Annotated in this window: 27 protein-coding genes and 1 tRNA gene; 15 read left to right on the plus strand and 13 right to left on the minus strand. The window is 62.1% G+C overall.

What is annotated here, in order from left to right; all coding sequences use genetic code 11:
- Positions 1-140: 140 nt before the first annotated feature.
- A complete protein-coding gene (locus tag NKH01_RS00415; RefSeq protein ID WP_023720791.1) occupies positions 141-1268 on the plus strand; it encodes an ATP-dependent DNA helicase in 1128 nt (375 codons plus the stop codon).
- A gap of 10 nt (positions 1269-1278) precedes the next feature.
- On the opposite strand, the gene NKH01_RS00420 is transcribed toward NKH01_RS00415, so the two are convergent.
- Positions 1279-1683, minus strand: coding sequence for a SpoIIAA family protein (locus tag NKH01_RS00420; protein ID WP_353018451.1), 405 nt, complete (start codon positions 1681-1683; stop codon positions 1279-1281).
- Between the two features lie 114 nt (positions 1684-1797).
- On the opposite strand from NKH01_RS00420, the gene NKH01_RS00425 reads away from it, so the two are divergent.
- From NKH01_RS00425 to NKH01_RS00435, 3 genes are all read left to right on the plus strand, one after another.
- Positions 1798-2538: a pyridoxine 5'-phosphate synthase gene (locus tag NKH01_RS00425; RefSeq protein ID WP_352962955.1), complete on the plus strand. Its 741-nt coding sequence runs from the start codon at positions 1798-1800 to the stop codon at positions 2536-2538.
- 97 nt (positions 2539-2635) lie between these two features.
- Positions 2636-4549: a potassium transporter Kup gene (locus NKH01_RS00430; RefSeq protein ID WP_353018452.1), complete on the plus strand. Its 1914-nt coding sequence runs from the start codon at positions 2636-2638 to the stop codon at positions 4547-4549.
- Positions 4550-4706: 157 nt separating this feature from the next.
- Positions 4707-6626, plus strand: coding sequence for a potassium transporter Kup (locus NKH01_RS00435; RefSeq protein ID WP_353018453.1), 1920 nt, complete (start codon positions 4707-4709; stop codon positions 6624-6626).
- A 41-nt stretch (positions 6627-6667) separates the two neighbouring features.
- Here NKH01_RS00435 and NKH01_RS00440 read toward each other — a convergent pair whose 3' ends face one another.
- A complete protein-coding gene (locus NKH01_RS00440) occupies positions 6668-7558 on the minus strand; it encodes an SDR family oxidoreductase (RefSeq protein WP_353018454.1) in 891 nt (296 codons plus the stop codon).
- 135 nt (positions 7559-7693) lie between these two features.
- Between NKH01_RS00440 and NKH01_RS00445 the strand changes: the two genes are divergently transcribed.
- A complete protein-coding gene (locus NKH01_RS00445; RefSeq protein ID WP_023720786.1) occupies positions 7694-8104 on the plus strand; it encodes a winged helix-turn-helix transcriptional regulator in 411 nt (136 codons plus the stop codon).
- A 255-nt stretch (positions 8105-8359) separates the two neighbouring features.
- Here the strand turns inward: NKH01_RS00445 and NKH01_RS00450 are convergent, their stop codons facing one another.
- Both NKH01_RS00450 and NKH01_RS00455 read right to left on the minus strand, forming a co-directional pair.
- Complete coding sequence (locus NKH01_RS00450) at positions 8360-9085, minus strand: glutathione S-transferase family protein (RefSeq protein ID WP_352590032.1); 726 nt, start codon at positions 9083-9085, stop codon at positions 8360-8362.
- A 1-nt stretch (position 9086) separates the two neighbouring features.
- Positions 9087-9392 (minus strand): Rieske (2Fe-2S) protein, encoded by a 306-nt coding sequence (locus NKH01_RS00455; protein ID WP_352495187.1) that lies wholly within the window; start codon positions 9390-9392, stop codon positions 9087-9089.
- Between the two features lie 100 nt (positions 9393-9492).
- On the opposite strand from NKH01_RS00455, the gene NKH01_RS00460 reads away from it, so the two are divergent.
- Complete coding sequence (locus tag NKH01_RS00460; RefSeq protein ID WP_352495188.1) at positions 9493-9945, plus strand: MarR family winged helix-turn-helix transcriptional regulator; 453 nt, start codon at positions 9493-9495, stop codon at positions 9943-9945.
- 37 nt (positions 9946-9982) lie between these two features.
- Here the strand turns inward: NKH01_RS00460 and NKH01_RS00465 are convergent, their stop codons facing one another.
- Positions 9983-10411 carry an anthrone oxygenase family protein gene (locus tag NKH01_RS00465; RefSeq protein WP_023720782.1) on the minus strand — a complete coding sequence of 143 codons (429 nt, stop codon included), beginning with the start codon at positions 10409-10411 and terminating at the stop codon, positions 9983-9985.
- Between the two features lie 156 nt (positions 10412-10567).
- Here NKH01_RS00465 and NKH01_RS00470 point away from each other — a divergent pair, with 156 nt between their 5' ends.
- From NKH01_RS00470 to NKH01_RS00490, 5 genes are all read left to right on the plus strand, one after another.
- Positions 10568-11221 carry a TetR/AcrR family transcriptional regulator gene (locus NKH01_RS00470; RefSeq protein WP_023720781.1) on the plus strand — a complete coding sequence of 218 codons (654 nt, stop codon included), beginning with the start codon at positions 10568-10570 and terminating at the stop codon, positions 11219-11221.
- Positions 11222-11244: 23 nt separating this feature from the next.
- Positions 11245-12264 (plus strand): ketol-acid reductoisomerase, encoded by a 1020-nt coding sequence (gene ilvC / locus NKH01_RS00475; RefSeq protein WP_352639676.1) that lies wholly within the window; start codon positions 11245-11247, stop codon positions 12262-12264.
- 238 nt (positions 12265-12502) lie between these two features.
- Positions 12503-13480 (plus strand): DUF3592 domain-containing protein, encoded by a 978-nt coding sequence (locus tag NKH01_RS00480; RefSeq protein ID WP_353018456.1) that lies wholly within the window; start codon positions 12503-12505, stop codon positions 13478-13480.
- A 495-nt stretch (positions 13481-13975) separates the two neighbouring features.
- A complete protein-coding gene (locus NKH01_RS00485; protein ID WP_353018458.1) occupies positions 13976-14497 on the plus strand; it encodes a hypothetical protein in 522 nt (173 codons plus the stop codon).
- On the plus strand, positions 14490-15113 hold the full coding sequence (locus NKH01_RS00490) for a hypothetical protein (RefSeq protein ID WP_353018459.1): 624 nt from the start codon (positions 14490-14492) through the stop codon (positions 15111-15113). The genes NKH01_RS00485 and NKH01_RS00490 overlap by 8 nt, the downstream gene beginning before the upstream one ends.
- Positions 15114-15124: 11 nt before the next feature.
- Here NKH01_RS00490 and NKH01_RS00495 read toward each other — a convergent pair whose 3' ends face one another.
- Positions 15125-15409 carry a PilZ domain-containing protein gene (locus NKH01_RS00495; protein WP_352483022.1) on the minus strand — a complete coding sequence of 95 codons (285 nt, stop codon included), beginning with the start codon at positions 15407-15409 and terminating at the stop codon, positions 15125-15127.
- Positions 15410-15584: 175 nt separating this feature from the next.
- Positions 15585-16172 carry a BA14K family protein gene (locus NKH01_RS00500; protein ID WP_352483023.1) on the minus strand — a complete coding sequence of 196 codons (588 nt, stop codon included), beginning with the start codon at positions 16170-16172 and terminating at the stop codon, positions 15585-15587.
- Between the two features lie 187 nt (positions 16173-16359).
- Here NKH01_RS00500 and NKH01_RS00505 point away from each other — a divergent pair, with 187 nt between their 5' ends.
- A complete protein-coding gene (locus tag NKH01_RS00505; protein ID WP_353018461.1) occupies positions 16360-17472 on the plus strand; it encodes an endonuclease/exonuclease/phosphatase family protein in 1113 nt (370 codons plus the stop codon).
- A gap of 7 nt (positions 17473-17479) precedes the next feature.
- On the plus strand, positions 17480-18208 hold the full coding sequence (locus NKH01_RS00510) for a hypothetical protein (protein WP_023720772.1): 729 nt from the start codon (positions 17480-17482) through the stop codon (positions 18206-18208).
- Here NKH01_RS00510 and NKH01_RS00515 read toward each other — a convergent pair.
- The 4 genes from NKH01_RS00515 to NKH01_RS00530 form a co-directional block, all read right to left on the minus strand.
- On the minus strand, positions 18205-18447 hold the full coding sequence (locus NKH01_RS00515) for a hypothetical protein (protein ID WP_023720771.1): 243 nt from the start codon (positions 18445-18447) through the stop codon (positions 18205-18207). The two genes, NKH01_RS00510 and NKH01_RS00515, sit on opposite strands and share 4 nt — an antisense overlap.
- A 113-nt stretch (positions 18448-18560) precedes the next feature.
- The gene (locus NKH01_RS00520; RefSeq protein ID WP_353018464.1) at positions 18561-19778 is read right to left on the minus strand and encodes an ABC transporter permease; all 1218 of its coding nucleotides are present in this window, start codon (positions 19776-19778) and stop codon (positions 18561-18563) included.
- Positions 19779-19780: 2 nt separating this feature from the next.
- Positions 19781-20488, minus strand: a complete 708-nt coding sequence (locus NKH01_RS00525; protein WP_353003337.1) for an ABC transporter ATP-binding protein — start codon at positions 20486-20488, stop codon at positions 19781-19783.
- Positions 20489-20490: 2 nt separating this feature from the next.
- The gene (locus NKH01_RS00530) at positions 20491-21783 is read right to left on the minus strand and encodes an efflux RND transporter periplasmic adaptor subunit (RefSeq protein WP_352639666.1); all 1293 of its coding nucleotides are present in this window, start codon (positions 21781-21783) and stop codon (positions 20491-20493) included.
- Between the two features lie 111 nt (positions 21784-21894).
- Between NKH01_RS00530 and NKH01_RS00535 the strand changes: the two genes are divergently transcribed.
- On the plus strand, positions 21895-22800 hold the full coding sequence (locus NKH01_RS00535) for a PhzF family phenazine biosynthesis protein (protein WP_353018466.1): 906 nt from the start codon (positions 21895-21897) through the stop codon (positions 22798-22800).
- A gap of 105 nt (positions 22801-22905) precedes the next feature.
- Positions 22906-22981, plus strand: a tRNA-Lys gene (locus NKH01_RS00540).
- Positions 22982-23066: 85 nt separating this feature from the next.
- Here NKH01_RS00540 and NKH01_RS00545 read toward each other — a convergent pair.
- Both NKH01_RS00545 and cobT read right to left on the minus strand, forming a co-directional pair.
- On the minus strand, positions 23067-23450 hold the full coding sequence (locus tag NKH01_RS00545; protein ID WP_353018467.1) for a hypothetical protein: 384 nt from the start codon (positions 23448-23450) through the stop codon (positions 23067-23069).
- Between the two features lie 96 nt (positions 23451-23546).
- Positions 23547-24557 carry a nicotinate-nucleotide--dimethylbenzimidazole phosphoribosyltransferase gene (gene cobT, locus NKH01_RS00550; protein ID WP_353018469.1) on the minus strand — a complete coding sequence of 337 codons (1011 nt, stop codon included), beginning with the start codon at positions 24555-24557 and terminating at the stop codon, positions 23547-23549.
- Positions 24558-24580 lie beyond the last annotated feature (23 nt).

Genomic DNA, 24580 nt, shown 5'->3' on the forward strand with positions numbered 1-24580 from the left:
GTCGCCCGGCGTTGTTCTCTTTACGTTCCTCTTCGTCGCTGATAGCCTGGCCCTGTCGCAGCAGCGTAATTGCAGGCGATGAAGTTGATGGTGACGGCAGTCACCTTGTCTTTCCCTCGCGAATCCGGTCTGTCGCGCTGATGGAATTCTCCCCTCAACAAGACGAGGCGCTGAAGGCGGTGGCCGGCTGGCTGAAAGCCGGCAAGCCGCAGCTGTTCCGGCTGTTCGGCTATGCCGGCACCGGCAAGACGACGCTGGCGCGCTATTTCGCCGAGCATGTCGACGGCCAGGTGCAGTTCGCCGCCTTTACCGGCAAGGCGGCGCAGGTGCTGCGTTCCAAGGGCGCGGTCAATGCCCGCACAATCCATTCGCTGATCTACCGGCCGAAAGGCGAGGAATCGGTAGCGGACGAGGTGACCGGCAAAACCTCAATGTCGCCGACCTTTTCGCTCAACCGGCAGAGCCCGATCTCGCGGGCCAAGCTCGTCGTCATCGACGAATGCTCGATGGTCGACGAGCAGCTTGGCCGTGACCTGATGAGCTTCGGCACGCCGATCCTGGTGCTTGGCGATCCCGGCCAGTTGCCGCCGATCTCCGGCGGCGGCTTCTTCACCGACCATGAGCCGGACATTCTGCTCACCGAAATCCATCGCCAGGCGCGCGACAACCCGATCATCCGGCTTGCGCTCGATGTGCGCGAGGGCCGCGAGTTCATGCGCGGCGACTATGGCGCGGCGCAAGTGATCGGCAAGGAAGACGTCACCCAGGAATTGGTGCTGAAGGCGGACCAGGTGCTGGTCGGCACCAACCGCACGCGCCGTCGCTATAATCAGCGGCTGCGCGAGCTGAAGGGGTTCAACGCCGATTATCCGCAAGCCGGCGACAAGCTGGTCTGCCTGCGCAACGATCCAGCCAAGGGGTTGCTCAACGGCTCGCTGTGGAAGGTGATGACCTCGTCGCGCGAGACGGTCAAGCCCGGCATCAATCTGCTGGTCTCGCCGGAGGAAGACGATCCGGATCGCGGCGTCGCCAAGATCAAACTGCTCAAGGCGGCGTTCGAAGATCCGGACGCCGACATTCCCTGGCAGCAGAAGAAGCGCTTCGACGATTTCGATTATGGCTACGCACTGACCGTGCACAAGGCGCAGGGGTCGCAGTGGAACGAGATCGTGCTTTTCGACGAAAGCTGGGCATTCAAGGAAACCCGGCAGCGTTGGCTCTACACCGCCATCACGCGCGCGGCCGAACGGCTGACGATCGTCCGATAGGGCGGCCGTATCAGCGCTGGGCGATCGGTCTGGCGCCAAGCCATTCCCAGGCGGCGGTTTCGTCCTTAGCCTCGAAATGCCGGAGTTCGATAGGCAAAGAGGCTGGCAAGAAGGCTCTTGCCTCCGCTATCCAGTTCGGCTCACCGACCGCCGCGCAGCGGCCGATATGCTCCACCGCGTGAGCTATGCCCTGTTCAATCGTCTCGTCCGATACGTCGGTCCAGTCGACACCCTCATGGTCGATCAGGCGCACCAGCACGTCGATTTTCGGGTGCAGCGCGTAGGCTGCCTCCAGCAATCCGAACAGGTTTTCGGCATCAGCCGCTGCGACATGGCCGACGACATCGATGGCGAAGAGGTCTTCGCGATCGGTATCGATGCGGCGGATCGCCGGCACGGCATCGAGAAAATTCAACAGGAAACTCCTTGCGCTCGATTTTCTTCGTTCCCCTGGAACACCTGAAACCCTCTGTCTGTTCCCCTTAAAGGCGCTATAGATGCGCGCCGAGATCAGCCTGGAACCGTGCAAATGCCTGCAAAGCTTTCCGTCAACCTCAATGCCATCGCCATGCTGCGCAACCGGCGCGACCTGCCGTGGCCAAGCGTGACGGGGCTCGGACGCATCGCCCTTGCCGCCGGTGCGCATGGGCTGACGGTGCACCCGCGACCCGACGAGCGGCACACCAGGCATTCCGATCTGCCTGAGATCAGGGCGCTGATCGACGACGAGTTCCCGAGTGCGGAATTCAACATCGAGGGCTATCCGACCGAGGAGTTCCTGGCGCTTGTGGAAAAGCATCAGCCGGAACAGGTGACGCTGGTGCCCGACGACCCGGTGCAGGCGACTTCCGACCATGGCTGGAACTTCGCCGCCGGGGCTGCGTTCCTGACACCGGTCGTCAAGCGCCTGAAGAAGGGAGGCTTTCGCGTATCGCTCTTTTCCGATCCGGATCCCGATGGCGTGAAAGCCGCTCGCGACACCGGCGCCGACCGGATCGAACTCTACACGGGTCCATATGGCAGCTATCATTCCGATTCGGCAAAAGCGGCGAAGGAATTGGAGAAATTGGGAAAGACGGCGGATGCCGCACTTGCTACAGGGCTCCAGGTCAATGCCGGGCACGACCTTGTGGTGAGCAATTTGCCGGCACTGGCCAGGCGCATCCCGGCATTGGCCGAAGTGTCGATCGGACATGGGTTGACAGCCGATGCGTTGGAGTATGGCATGGCCGCAACGGTCAGGCGGTTTCTGAAGGCTTGTGGCTGGTAGAGAGAGGCGAGCCGATAGGCCGTGCGTTCCCGGCATGGCAGCGCGTCCTTTCCATCCCCGCAGCATAGAGCACCGCACGTCTATGGGAGTGTCGTCCATGGCCCTTGCCAACGCTGGTAGCGAGGCAGAACCCATCGAGCAATCCAGCCACTCCACAGTCGAGCAGCACAGTACCAAGGTGCTGATGCTGGGCGCGCTGGGCGTGGTCTACGGCGATATCGGCACCAGTCCAATTTACGCGTTTCGCGAAGCGCTGCACGCATCGTCGGGACCGGTCGCCCGCAACGACGTCCTCGGCGTGCTGTCGCTTATCGTCTGGGCGCTGACGATCATCGTCACGATAAAATACGTCGCCTTTGTGCTCAGAGCCGACAACAAGGGCGAGGGCGGCACGCTGTCGCTGATGTCGCTTGCGCGCAGCGCTTATCCCAATGGAGCCAAGCTCATACTGGGGATCGGGCTCTGCGGCGCGGCGCTGTTTTTCGGCGACGCCATTATAACGCCGGCCATCTCCGTGCTTTCGGCGGTCGAAGGCCTGGAAGTGGTGACCCCGACGCTGGAAACTTACGTGGTTCCGATCACGCTGATCATCCTGGCAATGCTTTTTGCCGTGCAACGCTTTGGCACCGGCAGGGTGGCGGCCGTGTTCGGACCGGTGACGGCAGTGTGGTTCCTGGCGATCGGCGCCGCCGGGGTCTACCATCTGCTGGACGACCCGTCGGTCCTGCTGGCGATCAATCCCTATTACGCGGTCGCTTATCTGGCCAATACGCCCACCGGCGCTTTCGTTACGGTCGGGGCGGTGTTCCTGGCGGTCACCGGGGCCGAAGCCCTCTATGTCGATCTCGGTCATTTCGGGCGCAGGCCGATCGTGCTGGCGTGGTTCTCCGTGGTGTTCCCTTGTTTGCTCCTCAACTATTTCGGACAAGGCGCGTTCGTTCTGGCCAACGGCGGCAAACCCACCAATCCATTCTTCCAGATGCTGCCCGATTGGGCGCTGATGCCTATGGTTGGGTTGGCCACGGCAGCGACGGTGATCGCCAGTCAGGCGGTGATCTCCGGAGCTTTCTCGCTGACCCGTCAGGCGGTGCAGCTCAATCTGCTGCCGCGCATCGAGGTGCAGCATACTTCCGAGATGCAATCCGGCCAGATCTACATGCCGCGGGTCAATCTGGTGGTCGCGCTGGGCGTGATGCTGCTGGTGGTCGGCTTTGGCAGTTCGAGTTCGCTGGCTTCCGCCTATGGCATTTCGGTGACTGGCGAAATGCTGATGACAACCATCCTGTTGTTTGTGGTGATGCGGTTCCGGTGGAAATGGCAGCTTGCACTGGCAGCCGCGCTCACACTGCTGTTTGGCACGATCGATACCGGATTTTTCCTGGCTAACGTCGTCAAGATCCTCGAAGGCGGGTGGGTGTCGATCACGGTCGCTTGCGGCATGGGGTTGATCATGTCCACCTGGATCCGCGGCACCCGCTATTTGTTCGACAAGACGCGCCGGAACGAGATCCCGCTGGATTTCCTTGCCGGCAATCTGCTGAAGAAGAAACCGCATCTGGTGTCGGGCACCGCGGTGTTCCTGACCAGCGATCCGCTGAGCGCGCCGACCGCGCTGATGCACAGCCTGAAGCACTACAAGGTGCTGCATGAGCAGAATGTCATCCTTTCGGTGGTGACGGCACCGCAGCCTGTCGTGCCCGACAGCGAGCGCGTCAAGATGGAGACGGTCAACGAGCTGTTCATGCGGGTGACGCTGACCTTCGGCTACATGGAGCAGCCCAACATCCCGCGCGCGCTGGCAATCTGCCGCAAGCAGGGCTGGAAGTTCGACATCATGACGACGTCCTTCTTCCTGTCGCGGCGTTCGCTCAAGGCCTCGCCCAATTCCGGCATGCCGGTCTGGCAAGACAAGCTGTTCATCGGGCTGGCGCGCTCGGCGGCCGATGCGACGGAGTATTTCCAGATCCCGACCGGACGCGTCGTCGAGATCGGGACGCAGGTGGCTATTTAGAACGTGCCTGTTGCAGCGTTCCAGGCAGTCTGCCGAGGGGGATCGAGCCTGCCAGGCCGGAAAGACTCGCAATACCGACACGGAGACATTACGTGACGGCACTTGATATTGCAGTGCAGCAAGCGTAAAGCACCGCGCGCTTATCGGAGTGTCGTCCATGGCCCTTACCAGTACTGGTAACGAGGCAGAATCCGTCGAACAATCGAGCCATTCTGAGGTCGAGCAGCACAGCACAAAAGTGCTGATGCTGGGCGCACTCGGTGTGGTTTACGGCGATATCGGCACGAGCCCGATCTATGCGTTCCGCGAGGCATTGGTGGCATCGTCGGGGGGCGAAGTCGCCAACCGTGGCGACATCCTCGGTGTGCTCTCGCTGATCATCTGGTCGCTGACGATCATCGTCACGATCAAATACATCATGTTTGTGCTCAGGGCCGACAATCGCGGCGAGGGCGGTGTGCTGTCGCTGATGGCGCTGGCGCGCAACAGTTTTCCGACGCGCTCGGCGGTGATCCTCGGCATCGGCATCGTCGGCGCCTCGCTGTTTTTCGGTGACGCCGTCATCACGCCGGCGATCTCGGTGCTGTCGGCGGTCGAAGGCATGAACGTCGTCACGCCGACCTTCCAGCCCTATGTGGTGCCGCTGACGCTGGTCATCCTGGCGATCCTGTTTTCGGCACAGCGGTTTGGAACCGGCGGCGTCGCCCTGATCTTCGGCCCGATCACGGCGGTCTGGTTCCTGGCCATTGGTCTTTCCGGTCTCAACCACATCATCGCCGACCCGGAGATCCTGCTGGCAGTCAGCCCGCATTACATCGTCGCGTTCCTGATCAATTCACCCGACGTCGCCTTCGTGACGATCGGCGCCATCTTCCTCGCTGTCACCGGCGCCGAAGCGCTCTATGCCGACCTCGGCCATTTTGGCCGCAAGCCGATCGTTCTCGCCTGGCTGGCAATCGTGTTCCCTTGCCTGTTGCTGAACTATGCCGGGCAGGGCGCATTCGTGCTGGCGAAAAACGGAGTGGTCGGTCATCCCTTCTTCGAGATGAACGAAGGCTGGACGCTTATTCCGATGGTCGTCCTCGCCACCGCTGCGACCGTCATCGCCAGCCAGGCGGTGATCTCCGGCGCTTTCTCGCTGACTAGGCAGGCGGTGCAGCTCAACATGCTGCCGCGCCTGGAAATCCTGCATACGTCGGAAAGACAGTCCGGCCAAATCTACATGCCGCGCGTCAACATGCTGCTGGCGCTGGTGGTGATGCTGCTGGTGGTCGGCTTTGGCGAATCCAGCAAGCTTGCCTCGGCCTACGGCATTTCAGTGACCGGCAACATGCTGGTGACGACGGTGCTGCTCTACGTGATCATGAGCCGCATCTGGAAATGGCAGCTCTGGCTGGCCATCTCCCTGACAGTGGTGTTCGCGTTCATCGACGTCGGCTTCTTTGCCTCGAACATCGTCAAAGTCTTCGAAGGTGGCTGGGCTTCGCTGGCGGTGGCCTTCACCATTGTGCTGGCGATGTGGACCTGGATCCGCGGCAGCCGCTATTTGTTCGAAAAGACCCGCCGAAACGAGATCCCGCTCGATTTCCTTGCCGGCAATCTGCTGAAGAAGAAGCCGCATCTGGTATCGGGCACCGCGGTGTTCCTGACCAGCGATCCGCTGAGCGCGCCGACGGCGCTGATGCACAGCCTGAAGCACTACAAGGTGCTGCACGAGCAGAACGTCATCCTTTCGGTGGTGACGGCACCGCAGCCTGTCGTGCCCGACAGCGAGCGCGTCAAGATGGAGACCGTCAACGAGTTGTTCATGCGGGTGACGCTGACCTTCGGCTACATGGAGCAGCCCAACATTCCGCGCGCGTTGGCGATCTGCCGCAAGCAGGGCTGGAAGTTCGACATCATGACGACCTCCTTCTTCCTGTCGCGGCGCTCGCTTAAGGCCTCGCCCAATTCCGGGATGCCGGTCTGGCAGGACAAACTGTTCATCGGGCTGGCGCGCACGGCGGCCGACGCGACGGAATATTTCCAGATCCCGACCGGACGTGTCGTCGAGATCGGGACGCAGGTGGCTATCTGAACAAATGGCCGTGCCCTTTGAGGGCACGGCCATTGTGAGGCTCAGCTCACCAGAGCCGCCTTGTTTGCTTCAAGAAATTGCTTCAGCGGCTGCGGCTTCCTGCCGGACAGCGTCTCGACCGCGTCCGTTACCATGCTGATGCGGCCGGAGCGCGTGTTGGTGTCGAAGGAAACGATGACGGGAGCGAAAGCCTCGGGAACGCCGGCTGCCTTCAATCCCTCGGTCAGCGCTTCATCCGAAAGCTGGACAACTTCGATCGGCTTGCCGGTGATCTCGGTGACGAGGGCTGCAATTTCGGCCATCGTGTGGGCCTTGGGGCCGGTCAGCGTGTATGTCGTGCTTTCGGTTGCGCTCGAAGCGAGGCCGGCGGCGATTGCCGCGGCCATGTCGTCGCGCGCGCCATGGGCAATGCGGCCGTCTCCAGCGGATGTGTACCACTGCCCCGAGGCGATGGCGTGCGGCAACGCCATGAACAGGTTCTCCTGGTACCAGCCATTGCGGAAGATGGTGTAGGGGATACCACTCGCCTTGATCGCCTGCTCGGTGCCGTGGTGATCGGGCGCAAACAGCACCGGCGATCCGGGCTCGGGATTGGGCATCGATGTGTAGAGCAGGTGCGAAACGCCCGCGCCTTTTGCTGCGGCGACCGCGGTCTCATGTTGCTTCAGGCGCTTGCCCGGAAGGGCAAGCTCGTTCGTCGAAATGATCAGAACCCTGTCGGCGCCCGTAAACGCATTGGCCAGCGATGCGGTGTCGTCGAAGTCGGCCGCCCTGATGGTGACGCCGCGCGCTGCCAGATCGGCCAGATTTTCCGGATTGCGGGTGGCGGCGATGATGCGCTGAGGGGAGACCTTGAGCGTGTCAAGCAGATGATTGATGACGCCGCGGCCAAGCTGGCCGGAGGCGCCGGTGACGAGAAGGGTGTCGGTCATGAAAGGTCCTGACGTTGCGCCGGAGCGGCGGGTGCAATGTTAGTCTCAAAAAGAGACCAGCACTAAAATAGGAATTGACCCATCCTCGTAAAGAAGGCAGTTTTGCGGGAGTTAGGCACAGCCAGGGAACCAGCCATGGACGGCAAGATCGTCAATCTGAGATCGAAGCTCGAGATCTACAAAGCAGGCAGCGGTGGCGGAAACCTTGCGGATTGCCCGGTTCGCGATGTGATCCAGGGCATAAGCAACAAATGGAGTTCGCTGCTGATGGAGGCCTTGGCCGAGAAGCCGTACCGCTTCGGCGAGTTGCGGCGCCTCGTGCCCGATATTTCACAGCGCATGCTCACCCAGACGCTGCACGATCTGCAGCGCGACGGCTATGTGCATCGCGAGGTTTTTCCGACCAAACCGCCGAGCGTTGAATACAGCCTCACCGATCTCGGGCGCTCGATGTTTGGACCCTTGCATCAGCTGATCCAATGGGCCGAGCTCAATCACGGCGCTGTACGCGAGGCGCGGAAGGTTTTCGATGCTGCCGAAGGCTGAGCCTCAAGGCCGAGACGGCGGCTTGATTTAGCGACAGCGCTGAAGGATTGTCCGGCCTGGGTCGGGTCGGGCAAATGGGCAATTCTCTGGACATCGCGATTGCCGGCGCGGCGATCAGTTACGCGCTCATCGGAACGGACGTATCGATACTGCGCTGGAGGCTTGCGTCTGCGACAGGCTGGTGGCCAGTGGCAAGCATTCCGCCGGAAACGAATATCCTTGCCTCGATGATTACAGGCACTGTGATCAATCCATTCAAGCCGATCGGGCTTGCGGAAGCCCGGTGGCCGGATCGTTTCGGCGGATGATTTCCGAAAGGTGCGAGCCCTTCGCCTGTAGGAATGTATGGAGGCGTTGCGGATAATCGGGAGCGACCGCGTCCTTCACGGATGGGCGTTTGCGCAACGCCTCGCGCCACACCTGGACATGCGGCTTTCCGTCCAGGATGCCGAAATCGCCGATCCGGTCGAAGACGTCGAAATAGCGGAAAATCGGCCCGTAGACCGCGTCGACCAGTGAAAAGCGCTCACCGGCGAACCACGGCCCAACCGCGCCATTCGCCAGTTCCACTTCCAGGCGATCGAACATCGCCGATAGCGCCTCGCTTTCGGCGAGCAACGCGGCTTCCGTAGGCGCTGAATAGAAGCGGCCGATGGCATTGAGGATTGCCGAGCCAAACTCGATCCAGGCGCGATGTCGGGCACGGGCATAGGGATCGGTGGGATGCAGCGGATTGGGCTGGGTTTCCTCGAGGAATTCGAGGATGACGAGCGATTCGAAGATCACCGTTTCCTGGCCGTCATGCTCAACGCGAAGCAGCGGCACCTTGCCGAGCGGCGATATCGCCTTGAACCAGGCAGGCTTGTTGGCGAGATCGACGGCGATGCGCTCGAACGGCACGCCCTTTTCGCGAAGCGAAATCGCCGCGCGCTGCACATAGGGACAAAGATGGTGGCTGACGAGGATGAGCTTGTCGGTCATCTCACTCTCCCCAGACATAGTTCAAGGCGCCGTTCTCGACGCGGGTGGAGAGGAACATCAGGCGGGAGCCCTTCGGCGCTGGGCCTTCGAGGCGATCACCGTTCGCCATGTCGAACGAGGCGCCGTGCCATTGGCAGACGAGCTTGCCGTCCTTGCAGTCGAGCGGGCCACCGAAGTGCAGGCAGACGTTGGCGGCGGCGCGGATACGCTCGCCGCTGCGGTAGACATGGACCTCGCGGCCGAAAAACGGAGCGATCAGGCTGCCTGTTTCCGGAATGTCGGCGATCCTGCAGATTTCATGCTTCATCGGAATTGCCTTTCATGATTGATGCGATTGCATCTATATAGATGCATTTGCATCGATCGTCAAGCTTGATGCAGTTGCATCTATCGCCTACGATGTAATCATGACCGGGATTCCTTCACCTCCAGCAATCAAAGCCTGGGCCCGCCTGATGCGGGTTTCGCGCCAGTTGTTGGAAAGTGCCGAGGACGCGCTGAAGGACAGTGGCCTGCCGCCGCTTGCCTGGTACGACGTGCTGCATGAGCTTGCCGAGGCGGGCGAGGGCGGATTGCGGCCGTTCCAACTCACCGAGCGCACCCTGTTTGCGCAATACAACATCTCGCGGCTGCTGGCGCGGCTCGAAGCCGACGGGCAGGTCGAGAAGCTTCCAGTTGCCGATGACGGCCGCGGGCAAACCATCCGCATCACCGGCAAGGGGCGCGAGACGCGCCGCCGCATGTGGGTCGTCTACGGCCGCTCGATATCGGAGTTGGTCGGCTCCCAGCTTTCCAACGATGATCTGGACACGCTGTCGGCTCTGCTTGGGCGCCTGCGAGATCCGCCCGCCCTGGCGTGACACGCCTTCGTGCCGAAGATGGCGCGGATCTGCGAGGTCAGGCACTGCCCCAAAGGAATGCCAATGTCGCCAGAACCCCAAGCCCGACGCGGACCAGATGCAGATTGCCCCATTTGACGATCATTGTCCGAGCCTCAGGATTGACGGTGTTAGCGTCCATCACCTCCAGCAGCCGATTTGCCGGCATCATCACCAGCAGCGTCCATGGCCAAGGCAGGATGATCAGCACGGCGCCGGCCAGATAAGCGAGATTGCCGGTCTGCCACCACGCGACGAGGCCCAGAATACAGGCGATGACGGCGATCGAGGCCTGCATGGCGGCGCCGCGCTTGTAGGAAGGCTGCCATTCCTGCAGCAATGCTTTGTCATCGAGGCGAAGCCGCGCCGGCTGTTCGGCGACGCTGACGTAGATAGCCGCGCCTGCAAACACAGCGGCAACGGTCAAGGCAAGCAATCCGGCGAGCATGATCCGTGTCTCCCGTAATGCCCCGCATGGAGCAAGCTACAGAAATAAAGGCTTGCGCCGGGTCGGGCAATACGCCATAAAGCCGAACCGTAACGTACGGTACGCTGTCGAGTTCATATCTGAACTGCGGGTGAGTTCGCCTCCTGAGGAAAGACTGTGTTGCACGCTGTGACCGACATCGACACCAGCGAGACGCTGACGGAGCGGCAGAAGGCCGTGCTCGACGCCGCCCTTCGCCTGCTGGTCGAAGAGGGCGATCAGTTGACCATGACCGCCGTGGCGCGGCGGGCGAGCTGCTCGAAGGAGACGCTCTACAAATGGTTCGGCGATCGCGACGGGCTGTTGACGGCAACGGTGCAATGGCAGGCGTCCAAGGTGCGGGTAGTGCCGGTCGACCGCAAGGGACTCGATCTTGCCTCGCTGACGGCGAGCCTCGAACGCTTCGCTTCGGACTGGCTCAGGGTAATTTCGAGCGACACCTCGATCGCGCTGAACCGGGTGGCGGTCGGCCATGCTAGTTCGGGGAAGGACGATCTCGGCGCCATCGTGCTGGAGAACGGCCGCTTCGCGCTGGCCAGGCGGCTGAAGCCGGTGCTGGAGGCAGGCAAGGAAGCTGGTTTCCTCGAGTTTTCCGACGCTGAGATGGCTTTCCGCACCTTTTTCGGGCTGGTCGCCCGCGACGTGCAGATCCGCCTGCTGCTCGGCGACCGGCTGGAATTGACTGATGCGGCGATCGGCGGCGATGCCGTCCGGGCGACGCAGCAGTTTCTCGCTCTTTACGGGGCAAAAACCGGGCCGCAGGGCCTCTGAATTCAAAACGGGAAGGAAGAAAAATGCGTGTCTATTACGATCGCGACGCCGATCTCAACCTGATCAAAGGCAAGAAGGTTGCCATCATCGGCTATGGCAGCCAGGGCAGGGCGCATGCGCTCAACCTCAAGGATTCCGGCGTCAAGGATATCGCCATTGGCCTCAAGGCCGGCTCGGCGACCGCGAAGAAGGTCGAGGCCGACGGGCTCAAGGTGATGAGTGTGGCCGATGCCGCCAAATGGGCCGACCTGATGATGATGGCGACGCCCGACGAGCTGCAGGCCGACATCTACAGATCAGAGGTCGCGCCGAACATCCGCGACGGCGCGGCGATCGCCTTCGCCCACGGCCTCAACGTGCATTTTGGCCTGATCGAGCCAAAAGCCTCGGTCGACGTCGTCATGATCGCGCCAAAGGGCCCGGGCCACACGGTGCGCGGCGAATACCAGAAGGGCGGCGGCGTGCCGTGCCTGGTCGCGGTCAACCAGGACGCTTCGGGCAATGCGCTCGATTTGGCGCTCTCCTACGCCTGCGGCGTCGGCGGTGGCCGTTCGGGCATCATCGAGACCAATTTCCGCGAGGAGTGCGAGACCGACCTGTTCGGCGAGCAGGTGGTGTTGTGCGGCGGTCTGGTCGAGTTGATCCGCGCCGGTTTCGAGACACTGGTGGAAGCGGGCTATGCGCCGGAAATGGCCTATTTCGAGTGCCTGCACGAGGTCAAGCTAATCGTCGACCTGATCTATGAAGGCGGCATCGCCAACATGAACTATTCGATCTCGAACACCGCCGAATGGGGCGAATACGTCTCGGGTCCGCGCATCATCACCGCCGAGACCAAGGCCGAGATGAAGCGCGTGCTCAAGGACATCCAGACTGGCAAGTTCACCTCGGAATGGATGCAGGAATACCGCGCCGGCATGTCGCGCTTCAAGGGCATCCGCCGCAACAACGACAGCCACCAGATCGAGGAAGTCGGCGCCAAGCTGCGCGCGATGATGCCGTGGATTTCCAAGAACAAGCTGGTCGACAAGGCCAAGAACTGAAGGAAATCCACGTTCGTTTCGTTACGCGTCCTCGGGCTTCGCCCTGCGGGCGCGTGGGAATTTCCAAGAACAAGCTGGTCGACAAGGCCAAGAACTGATCGCAATTTCATTGTCGATCAAGAAAGCCGGCGGAGCGATCCGCCGGCCTTTTTGCGTTGATTTCTCAGCAGGCGCGCTATTCCCGCTGTCGTGGTATGCGTGTGCAGGGCATGGCACAAAATGGCCAAGGGGGTGAGCGTTGGAACTCAAATTTCTGTTGGTCGGGTTTGCCTGCGCGGTTGCCGGCATGCTGTCCCTCGTCACCTTGCTGAAGTGGTGGGAGGTGAGGGCGGTCAGCCGCTGGTCTCCGACGCAGGGAAAGATCATCTCGTCGCGGGTCGAGGCTCGCGAGGTGACCAGTTCGGGATCCGGTTCGGACAGCAGAGGGTCGACCGAGATGCGCAACTTCCCGGCGATCACCTTCGAATACAAGGTGAACAGCAAGAAGTTTCGCAGTTCGCACTACAGCGTGCAGGAGAACCTTGGAAACTTTGCGGTGGCGGAAACCCTTGCGAAATTTCCAAACGGGGCCGGCGTAACCGTCTTCTACAATCCGGCCGATCCAGCCAAGGCCGTGATCGAACGCACCATGCCCGACGGTTCCTTCAAATTCATGGTCCAGCTTTCGGCCGGGTTGGTGGTCGGCGCGCTGGTATTGGTCTTCTCCGTTGGCGGCGTCCTGGAAGCGATCCGGCCGTTTTTGCCCAAGCCGCAGAACCTCGGCGCCGCGGCCCTGCTGCTTTTCATGGGATTGTTTGTCCTGCGCATGGGCTTTGCCCAGAAGTCACTTGCGGAACAGGCGGCCAAATGGCCCATCACGGCAGGACGCATCGACGCCTCGGGCCTGCAGAAATTCGAGACCCGCGACAGGTCCGGAGGCGGCTATCGGCCTTGGCACACAGTTTTCAAATCCCGCATCGTCTACAGCTATAGCGTTGCCGGCCAGCGCTACGCCGCCGATCGCATCGCTTTCGGCGCAAACGTGACGGCGTCGCTGCCGAGCCTCGTCAGCGGTCAATCACAGCGCTACCTCGAGGGCGACAAGGTCGAGGTCTACTACGATCCCGCCAATCCGGCTGCAGCCGTTCTCGAATGCAGGGTGCGTGGGCTTTGGCTACTGTGGATCTGCGCCGCTGGCTTCCTTGGTGGAGCCGCGCTTCTGGTAGGCGTAATCTGAAGCTGCTGTTCTAGATGCTGCATATCCAGCGGAAGAAGGCACCTGTCGTCAGCATCTGACAAGAACTCCGCTGTCGAAGCCAGGCCAGGTCAATCTCACCGTCGTGCCATTGCCAACGATATGGACGAGACGCGAGAACGGCTCTTCGATCGTGGGATCAGAACCGTAGCATTGGCTGGCCCGCGCCACCCAGCCCGTGGATATCTTGCGAAACGTTGCGTGTTCGCAGCCGAAAGCAGGAACCGACAGTGCCTCAGGGTACAATGTGTAAACAGTCTGGCGTTGAACATCCGCGACGGCGGTACAGTTCGATCTGTCCCCGGACCATGTGCCCACATAGGGTTCCGTGGCAAAGGCGCTGCCGCACGAAAATGTTAAGATCGAAATGAGCATCAAGAGATTTCGCATCATCGATTTCTTTCTTTCGACCGGGCCTCGGGTCATGCTAAAGCATCGATGCTTAAACTTCACAATGCTGCTGCTCCAGGGACTCAAATGATCATCCGCGAAGCAGCAGCTATTTTTCTGAGCATGCTGAGCCTGTTGCAAGCAGCGAACGCGACAGAATGTTCGCTCAGCCACGCGACCTATCGCGAGCCGCGTTCGGGAGCGACGATACAGTTCCGGCCCATCGACCGCGAACCGGCCGCGCTGACGACAGAGGTCTTTTCGCTGATCGTGCCCAATACCCCCATTCGTCTGCCATCGGACATCACCTGGACCAATGGCAAGTACTCGTTTCCTGTGGGGACGATTCGGCACACCTGCAACGACGACGATCGTGAGGCGGGTCTCGAGGACGGCACCGGGCTGTGCAGAGTGTGGGATGGGCAGGTCTATGCGTTCAACGCAGGCGGTGCCGAGCAGTTGAGCTCCCTCGAAGCCTCGCCGGCACCAACAGGGTTGCTGCTGCCTGACTTTGGCGCGATTTTTACCGAATGGCCCGATTTCGCCAAAGCCAACCCCGATGGTTCAGCCTGGGATGCCTTTACCTTGACGGGTTGCAGCGATGAATAGCAAGACCCTGCCGGCCTGCATCTGCGCCCTGCCGGTCCTTCTGGCCATGGCCATCGGGGCGCGTGCCGACCAAAGCAAGCCGTCGCGTCCGCCTGTCGACAAATGCACCTGGGAACGGCTGGCGGACAGAGATGTCGGGCTGGCTGCCTGGGTACAGCGCTGCGATTTCGGATTCCGCCAGATCCATTTCGAGCTTGGCGGCAATGCTCTTGCCATCAAATACAGCGATGGCGGGCCGGCCGATCCCGTCGTCGAAGTCTTCGATATGCTGCCGGGCGAGGCCGCTGGCGCCGCGTTGCAGCGAATATACTCGCAGAAGACCGAGAAGGCTGTCAGCACACGTTGCGTGCTCATGCCTTACACCGAAGGGGTCACGCCCACGGGCACCCTGCGGTATGTCTTCAGTCCCGATGCCGTTTATCTCAGTGAATTGAAAGCCGTTGCAGACCCTGACGAGGTCGGCGAACCGCCATGCGGCGAATGGGGCGAAGCCCCGGACGGCATTCAGTATTTCGAGGTACAATCACCCGAGCTGCGAAAGCTTCTGTTCATTCGCGTTGGCCAGGAGGAGCCGCTGTTTGACGAGCAGACACTGCAAGTCCTGCCACCCGGATAGGGCCGGGAACCTCAACCGTAGTGCCAGCTGGGCTTTGGTTCGGTGCCGGTGAACATCACCCCAATTCGGTCCTCGCGGCGCCAGCGGACCTCCGCCTTGTAGGCAATGCCGTCGGTTGGAACGTAGAGCAGGAACTCATCGGGCACGCGCGCGTCGATCGAGACCTTCAATTCGGCACCGCCGGCATGCATGTTGCGCAGCGTGCATGTGACCTCGGAGTTGGTCATGCCGGTCAGGATCGCCGCGCCCTTCAAGACGCGCTGCCGGCGTTTGTCCCTCTGTTCGTCCTCGGCCATCGTACGCAATCCAGCGATCTTTCGCGTCTCGGGCGTTCTGATCGGGAGGATTATTAGACCTGGCTGATAAAAATAGCGTTATCGCTGGTGGAGGCTGGACGATTTTCGCGATTCCTGGCTGAAAGAAAAAGGCGCCGCGAAGCACGGCGCCGAATGATGCTTGTTGTCGGCCTGCTCAGCTATAGGGCGAATAGCATTGCTGGCGCGGGCCGTTGTAGGGCTGGAACGTGTTGTCCCAGGCGCGGTACGACCGGTAGCGATTGTAACACCATTGGACATGCGCGCTGGACAGCCGCTGTGTCCGGTAATAGCGCCGCGGTGGCGGCGCGTCGTAGTAGTTGTAGTTGTTGTACAGGCTGCCAAGGCCGAGCCCCAGGCCCAAGCCAAGAATCGCGGCGCCCGCACCACCATCATCATAGTAGCCGCCACGGTAATGGCGGCGATGATGGCGCCTACGCCAGCTGTCGTCCCAGCCGCCATTGTCCCAGTGTCTCGAAAAATGACGGCCGCGGAAATTGTTGGACCGCCATCTCCAATCATTGTCGCCGTGCCATTGCCGAAAGCCGCGATGGCGCCAACGCCAGATCTGCCTGTCGTTGCCGCCTGCCCAATCTTCACGAATTTGCACGATGTCGGCGGCATTGCCCGCCACCGGCAGCAGGGGTTTGGGCATCGGCCCGGCAAGCGAGGGGGCCGAGAGGCCGGCTATCAGACCGAGGGCCATCAGCCCGGATCTGACGGAAGATAAAAAGAGCGGTTTCATCGCACTCTCCTAAGATTCGGGCCCCACGCCCAGAATACCCAGGGAAGAGCCCATTCATGGAACTTTCCATCTGAACGGAGGATGAACAAAAAAGGTTCCATCAACCATGACGAGCGCGCGGTCAATCGGGGCCGCCTGGGTTCTACGCCCTTGTTTTCGAGCGCGCTTGCGGGCAAAGGTCAAAGCCATGTCGCTGCGCCTTGCCACATTCAACGTCGAAAACCTGATGAACAGGTTTGATTATTCCGGATACCGCAATCAGCTCAACGAAGATCGCACGCTGGCGCTTTTCGACATCCAGAGCGAGGCCGAATACAAGATGCTCGAGCAGGCGCGGGCGATCGCGCAGTCTGACGACACGCGGCAGTTGACGGCACTGGCGATCGCGGCCACCCGCGCCGACATCATCTGCATGCAGGAGGTCGACAATATCGAGGCGCTGAGGGCCTTCGAATATGGCTATCTGTTCAAGATGGTGGGGCAAGGCTACCGGCAGAAATACACCACCGCCGGCAATGATTCGCGCGGCATTGACGTCGCCGTGATGATGCGCAACGAGACCGCGCAGGGCCAGCCGATCGAATTCGTGCGTATGACCAGCTACGCCTATGTCACGTTCGACCAATTCGGGCTGCACACGGCGGAATTGGCAGCGCTTGGACATCAGGCCAATGAACGCATCTTCCGGCGCGACTGCCTGGAAATCGATCTGACGGTGGCTGGCGCGCCGTTGACACTCTATCTCGTGCATTTCAAGTCGATGGGCTCTCCCCGCAACGGCCTCGACGGCCGTGAAGCAACAATGCCGCTGCGCATCGCCGAGGCGCGAGCGGTGCGGCGGATCATTGAGGAGCGCTTCGGCAAGGACCATGCCGCCGACAAACGCTGGGCAATCTGCGGCGACATGAACGACTACCGGCAGCGCGTGAAGATTACCGGCGATGCCGTCGACGGCTATCGCTTCGAGGTCATCGACGAGACCCGGTCCTGCATCGACGTGCTCACTGCCGGCGGTTTTTGCGAAAACGCGGTCGAGCGGCGGCCGGAAATGGATCGCTGGACTTTCTATCACACGCGCGGACCGGAAGAGCGGCATCTCTGCCAGCTCGACTACATCCTTTTGTCGAGGGCGCTAGCCAGGCAGAACGCCACCGCCGTTCCCGATATCATCCGCAACGGCCAGCCCTGGCGGACCATATTTCCGGCGGGCCAGGAGGTCGAGCGCTTTCCACGCGCCGGGTGGGACCGGCCTAAGGCATCCGACCATTGCCCGGTAGCAATTGCCCTCGACATGGCGTGAGACACGCGTGAGTTTCGACCTGCCGCGCAACGTCATCCTGCCGGTCGATGCCATCGACGTCAGGCTCGATCCCGGCCCACATCCGTTCGAGCGCGATAATGCCGAGGCGATCGCCGCAAACTGGCGGCGTGAGACCGCAGCCAAGCCGGCGCTTTTTGACGGCACCGTGGTGCTGCTTTCCGCTCTCAGCTATCGCGACAATCGCCTCGTCGGCCGCTGCCATGCGGTGCGTTATTCGACCTTCATGCTTTGGCGCAGCAATAGGCAGGTGCCTGGCGCCGAACATGCCTACGCGCACGCCATGCTGGTCGCCGGCGACAACGCGTTGGTGGCGATCCGCATGGCGCCGCATACGGTCAATGCCGGGCGCGTCTACTTCGCCGCCGGTTCGTTCGAGCCAACCGATTTCCACGACGGCCTTGTCGACGTCGACTTCAACATGATCCGCGAGGTGCGGGAAGAGACCGGCCTCGACCTATCAGGCGCGGCACGCGGCAGGCACCATTACGCCCTGTCGACGGCAAGCGGCACGGTGATCTTTCGCCGCTACCGCGAGACGGCCTCCGCCGACGACCTGGCACAGCGGATCAGCGCTTTCGTCGCCGCCGAGTCAGAGCCTGAAATCGAAGGCCCCGTCATCATCCGCAATGCCGCCGATCTGCCGGACGGGCTGATGCCGCATATGAGACCGCTGATCGAATGGCACTTTGCGAGCGAGCAAGGCTTCCGACTCTAACGTCGTAGCCTGCCTTCAATAGCCTTGCGGTCGTTGCGGGCGGCGACAAAATACAACAGCACGCCGAGACCCAGGAGCGCCCCCATCGCCGTTCCCATCGTCTGCCCAATTACCTGCTGGAAGTCAGCGGTGACGCGATCGGGATTCTCCATCCCATAAAGGATCAAATTCCACCAAAGCCCTGCCAAGGCGGCTTCGACGATCACAATCGCCAGAGCCAGTCGCGCTTTCTTGCTCATCCATTGTTCCCCCTTAGTCCCCAACAGCATTGTTATCATTGCAGAATGTGCTGCGACAAGGGCAGGTTGCATAAAAAATCGGCAGCGTCTGGAGGCGACACTTGCTGCAACGCCTACTCATGTCTCAGCGCGTCGATCGGGTTAAGCCGCGCGCCGCGCAGCGCCGGGAAGAAGCCGAACACCATTCCGATCAGCGCGGAGAAGCCGACCGCAAGCAGGATGACCGCCGGGCTTGGCGCAAACGGGATCGTCAGCGTCAGCGAGGCAAGGCCGGCAAGCGCCAGGCCGATCAGGATGCCGATGATGCCGCCAAGCAGCGACAGCACGGTTGCCTCGACCAGGAACTGGATGAGGATATGCTTTTCGTGGGCGCCGATGGCGAGCCTGATGCCGATCTCGCGCGTGCGCTCGGTTACCGACACCAGCATGATGTTCATGATGCCGATGCCGCCGACGAGCAGGCTGACGCCGGCGACGGCGCCGAGCATGCCAGTCATGGTGGTGGTCGCGCTGGCCATGGCATCGGCGATCTGGGTCATGTCGCGGATCGAGAAATCATCGTCACGGTCGGGCGTGATGCGGCGTGTGTCGTGCAAGATGTCCTCGACGCGCTGCTGCAGCACCGTGGTCAGCGTACGGTCGTCGGCGGCGACATAGATCGAGTCGATGTCGCGATTACCGGCAATGCGACGCTGATAGGCGGCAAGCGGCATCAGCACGACATTGTCCTGGTCCTGGCCGAAGCCGGTATAGCCCTTCGGTTCGAGCAGGCCGATGATCTTGCAGGAGGTGCGGTTGACGCGGATGATCTCGCCTTCGGGATCGCCGGCGCCGAAGAACTGCTGGCGCACCGTCTCGCCGACGAGGCAGACGCCGGTGCCGGAGCGGGTTTCCGAATCGCTGAAGGGGCGGCCCGAGACCAGCTTCCAGTCGCGGGCATCGAGATAGGCGCTGTCGGTGCCGGTGACGCCCGAGGTCAGGCTTTCGGTGCCGAAAATGACGCGCACCTGCTTTTGCGACGCCGGCGAGATGGCGCGCGCGCCGTCCAGGTGCGCGACAAGCGCGGCGAAGTCCTTGTCGGCAAGAGGCCGGACCACCTGGTCGAGCCCTCCCGGGCCGCCGGGTCCGGCCGGCCGGCCGGAACGAATGACGAGCAGGTTGCTGCCGAGCTTGGAAATGTCGGACTTGACCTTCTCGGTGGTGCCCGAGCCGATGGTCAGCATGGCGATAACGGCGGCGACGCCGATGACGATGCCGAGCAGTGTCAGGAACGAGCGCAGCACGTTGCGGCGGATGGAGCGGAGCGAGAGGCGAACGGTTTCCCAGATCATGGCTAGGCCATCTCGAGATTGGCTGTGTCCGAGGCGACATGGCCATCGAGGAAACGGATCGTGCGCTGCGCATAGCCGGCAACATCGGCTTCGTGCGTGACCATCGCGATGGTCAGACCGAGCTCGGTATTCAACTGCGTCAGGAGCTCCATGATCTCGTGCGTGCGGGCGGTGTCGAGATTGCCGGTCGGTTCGTCGGCGACGAGCAGCGTCGGCCTGGTGACGATGGCGCGCGCGATCGCCACGCGCTGCTGCTGGCCGCCGGACAGCTCGGCCGGCGTATGATGCTCGCGGCCGATAAGGCCGACCTCGGCAAGTGCCTGCATGGCCAGGCCGCGGCGCTCGCGGGCACCGACGCCGCGATAGATCAGCGGCAGTTCGACATTCTCGGCCGCCGTGGTGCGCGGCAACAGATTATAGCCCTGGAAAACGAAGCCGACATAAAGATTGCGCAGCTGAGCACGGCGGTTGCGGTCGAGACGGCCGGCGTCGATGCCTTCGAAGCTGTAGGTCCCGGCCGTCGGCGTGTCGAGGCAGCCAATGATGTTCATGGCCGTCGATTTGCCCGAGCCGGACGGGCCCATGATGGCGACGAATTCGCCGCGCCTGATGGCGAGGTCGACGCCGGCCAGCGCATGCACCCGGGCTTCGCCCTGGCCATAGCTTTTGCAGACCTTGTCGAAGCCGATGAGGGTCGCGCCGGATGCCACGATCAGCTCCTCTGCTGCGAGGCGGTAATGACTTGCGCGCCTTCCTCGAGGCCGGAAACGATCTCGGTCAGTTCGCCATCTGTCGAGCCGACCTTGACGTTGACCGGATGCGGCCGCCCATTCTCCAGCACGTAGAGCGTGCGCGAGCCGTCGGTGGGCTTCGTCGCCGCCTGGCGCTGGCGGTTGCCTCCGGGGCGTCCCATGCGGCCAGTGAACAGGTCGGTGAGGCTCCAACCGCGCTCCGCCGTCTGCGCCGGCCGGTAGCGGAAGGCGATGGACGGCACGGTTAGCACGTTTTTGGCCTGCTTGGTGACGACCGAGACGGTGGCGGTCATGCCGGGCCGCAACAGAAGCTCGCTGTTGTCGACATCCAGCCTTGCATCGTAAGTGACGACGCCGTCGGTAGTGACCGAGGCATAGGAAATGTCGCGGATTTCGGCGTCGAATGGCCGTTCAGGGAAGGCATCGACGGTGAAGCGCGCATGCTGGCCGGGTTTGACGGCGCCGATATCAGCCTCGTCGACTGCGGCCTTCAGCTCCATGTTCTTCAGATCCGCTGCGATGACGAACAGCACCGGAGCCTGCAGCGACGAGGCGACCGTCTGGCCGGGATCGACCGAGCGCGTCAATATGATGCCGTCGATGGGAGCGTAGATGGTGCTCTTGGCAAGATCCGTCTGCTGCGCCTTGAGATCGGCATTGGCCATGGCGAGGTTGGCTCTGGCGATATCGAGCGCCGCCTTCGAGCGGTCGCGCGTGGCGGTTGCCGCTTCAAGCGACTGGTCCGTCGCCATGCCGCGCTTGGTCAATTGCGCCGCGCGCACCAGGCCCTTTTCGTTTTCGGCCAGGGTCACGGTGGCGTCCTCGACGCTCGCCGCCGCCGCCTTGGCGGAGGCCTGGGCGCGCTCGATCTGGACCTCCAGCTTGGCAGTGTCGAGCGCGGCCAGCACATCGCCCTTCTTCACCAGCTGGTTCTCGTTGACCGAGACCGAGCGGACGACGCCGGAGAGTTCGCTGGAAATATCGACCTGGGTGAGGGGCTGCAGCGTGCCAGTAGCCGAAACCGCGACGGTAAGATCGGCCATGGCAGCCAGTGTCGTGGTATACTCGATCTTGGCGGGCGAGCCCGCGTACCACTCATAGCCGGCAAAAGCCGCGGCGACGGCAAGCAGTGCGAACACTGCGTAAAGCCAACCGCGACGGCGTTTTGTCTTCAGGCCCTGGTGGTCAAGCCCGAGCGCCGTCTCGATGGCGGAAGTGGAATCCGTCTTTGGCAGATTGACAATCTGGTCCACGCCGGACCCCTATGTTCAGTGATGTCCCATCAGTGCACAAATCAGGCCTAATGGTTCAAAATTCAAATTAAATTTCGCTCATGTTGGGAATGAGGCAGAGGACTTACTGAAATGCAGAAGCGGAATTACTTGCTTTACGACGTATTCACCACCACCCGGCTGGCCGGCAATCCGCTGGCCGTGGTACTCGACTGCGACGGGCTGGACGTTGCGGCGATGCAGGCGGTGGCGCGCGAGTTCAACCTGTCCGAAACCGTCTTCGTGCTGCCGCCCGACAACCCGAAGCACCGGGCCCGCATCCGAATCTTCACGCCTGACTATGAAATGCCGTTCGCCGGCCACCCAACTGTCGGCTCGGCGATAGCGCTCGCCGAAATGGCGGGAGAGGCCGCCGGCATCTTCGTGCTCGAGGAGAATATCGGCCCGGTGCGCTGCGCTGTCAGCAAGCACGATGGTTCGACCTTCGCCGAGTTCGACCTGGCAAAACTTCCGGCGCAGCTGGAATTGTCGGCCGATCCCGAGGCCATCGGCGCGGCCCTTGGCCTTGGGCCGCACGAGATCGGCTTCGAGAACCACCGCGTTTCATTCTGGTCGGCGGGCGTGCCCTACGTGACCATCCCCGTCGCTAATCTGGAGGCGGCTGCCCGGATCAGGCTGGACAACCAGGCGTGGTCGGAACTGGCACCACGCAAAAGCGAATGGGCCTTCGCCAGCCCCTATGTCTATTGCCGCGAGACGGTGCACCACGGCAGTGCCTTCCATGTCCGCATGATGGTGCCCGGCAATCCGTCCTACGAAGACCCGGCGACCGGCTCGGCGGCGGCCGCGTTCGCCGGCGCGATCATGCATTTCGACGGCCCGACCGACGGCGTTTCACAACTGTGGATCGAGCAGGGGCTGGAGATGGGCCGGCCTTCGCGCATTCGCCTCGAACTGAATGTCGAAGGTGGCAAACTGACGGCCGCCCGCATCGGCGGCCATGCGGTCAAGGTGGCGGAAGGCAGGCTTTTCATCTGACCATGTGCGGCACTTGGGCAATTTGTCGGTAAATGAATCGGCAGGGCTGGACATGGCGGATGTCGGCGGCTATATGCCCGCCAACGCCGGTTTTTCCGGCCGAGTGGGTGCGTAGCTCAGTTGGTAGAGCAGCTGACTCTTAATCAGCGGGTCCACAGTTCAATCCTGTGCGCACCCACCAAAGATTTGGTGGCAAGACCCTGGAACAGGGTGAGAACCTGGGCGCGAATTCCGCGCCTCACACCCAACATCGTACTTCCTCTGGCTTACTGCGCGGGCTTGCCGACGCTGGCCTTGAACTTGACCTTCATGGCGATCTGGCCAGTCACTCCTATTTGGGGGCCATTCACGCCGCTATCCTTCGAGTTAACGTTTGTGGTGACGTTGGTAATTTCGCAAGTGTCGGCAATGGTTTCGATCACCATCGCGCAACTGCCGGCTACAAGCTTGTAGAAGGAGCGCAGCGCTGCTTCCTGCTGCATGGCCATGTCGTCGCCGTCCTTGACCGGAACGCTTATCGCCAGGCCCGACTGGATCCTGACGAATCCGTCTTCGCCCGCACGTCGGAGGCGGCCCGTGGCATCAAGCTCCTGGGAAGTTGCAGGCGCGGCCGCGCAGCAGAGCAGAACGGCCGTGATTGCGGTTTTCAAATACATCAGCTGAGCTCCATATGAGATGTCTCCGTCTCATGGGGCGATCAAGATGACGTTATTCTTTTTGCTCAATTACATTGAAGTTGACGGGTTTTACTTCTCCGAAACACCAGCCTCCGCAAAGCTTGCCATGCGGGCATGGCATTCCAATGCCGAGCGGACGATGTTGATGGCGAGGCAGGCGCCGGAGCCTTCGCCGAGACGCATGCCGAGATCGAGCAGGGGCGGCAGCCCGAGCGCCTCCAACAAGCGGCGATGGCCGGATTCGGCCGAGACATGGGCTGCCAGTGTGTGCGCGAGGCCGGCAGGATGCAATCTCGCCAATGGTGCCGCGGCGGCGGTGCAGACGAAGCCGTCGAGCAGCACCGGCACGCCGAGATGGCGCGCCGCCAGTGTTGCGCCCAAGATCGCCGCAAGCTCGCGCCCGCCGAGGGCTGCCGCTATCTTCAGGGGGTCGGCTAGCGCCGGGGCGTGGCGCTTGAGGCCGGCCTCGATGGCGACGATCTTGCGCACGAGGCCGGCATCGTCGATGCCGGTGCCGCGCCCAGTCCATCTTTCCGCGCCGCCACCGAACAGAGCGGTCGAGATGGCAGCCGCCGGCGTGGTGTTGCCGATACCCATTTCGCCGAAGCAGACAAGGTCGAGTTCCCTGCTGATCGCGTCGTAGCCTGCCGAGACGGCGGCGAGGAAGGCCTCGTCGTCCATCGCCGCGTCTTGCGTGAAATCGCCGGTCGGACGGTCGAGGTCGAGCGGGATAACATCGAGATCGGCGCCGGCGATGCGGGCAAGCTGGTTGATGGCGGCGCCGCCGCCGGCGAAATTCGCCACCATCTGCACGGTGACTTCCGACGGGAAGGCCGACACGCCTTGCGCGGTGACGCCGTGGTTGCCGGCGAAGACGAAGACCTTGACGCGGTCGAGCTTTGGCATGTCGCGGCCCTGCCAGCGCGCCAGCCAGGCGGCTATCGTCTCCAGTCGGCCGAGGCTGCCTTGCGGCTTGGTCAGCGTGTCCTGACGGCGGGCGACGGCATTGGCCGCGGTGTCGCTGCCGTTGGGCAGGTCAAGGCAGGCGGCGCGCAGTTCATCGAGCGATTTGAAAGGCATGGGGACATAATCTCCGAAACAGA

Origin of the sequence: Mesorhizobium sp. M1403, from assembly GCF_040317695.1 — a bacterium.
Classification (GTDB): Bacteria; Pseudomonadota; Alphaproteobacteria; order Rhizobiales; family Rhizobiaceae; genus Mesorhizobium.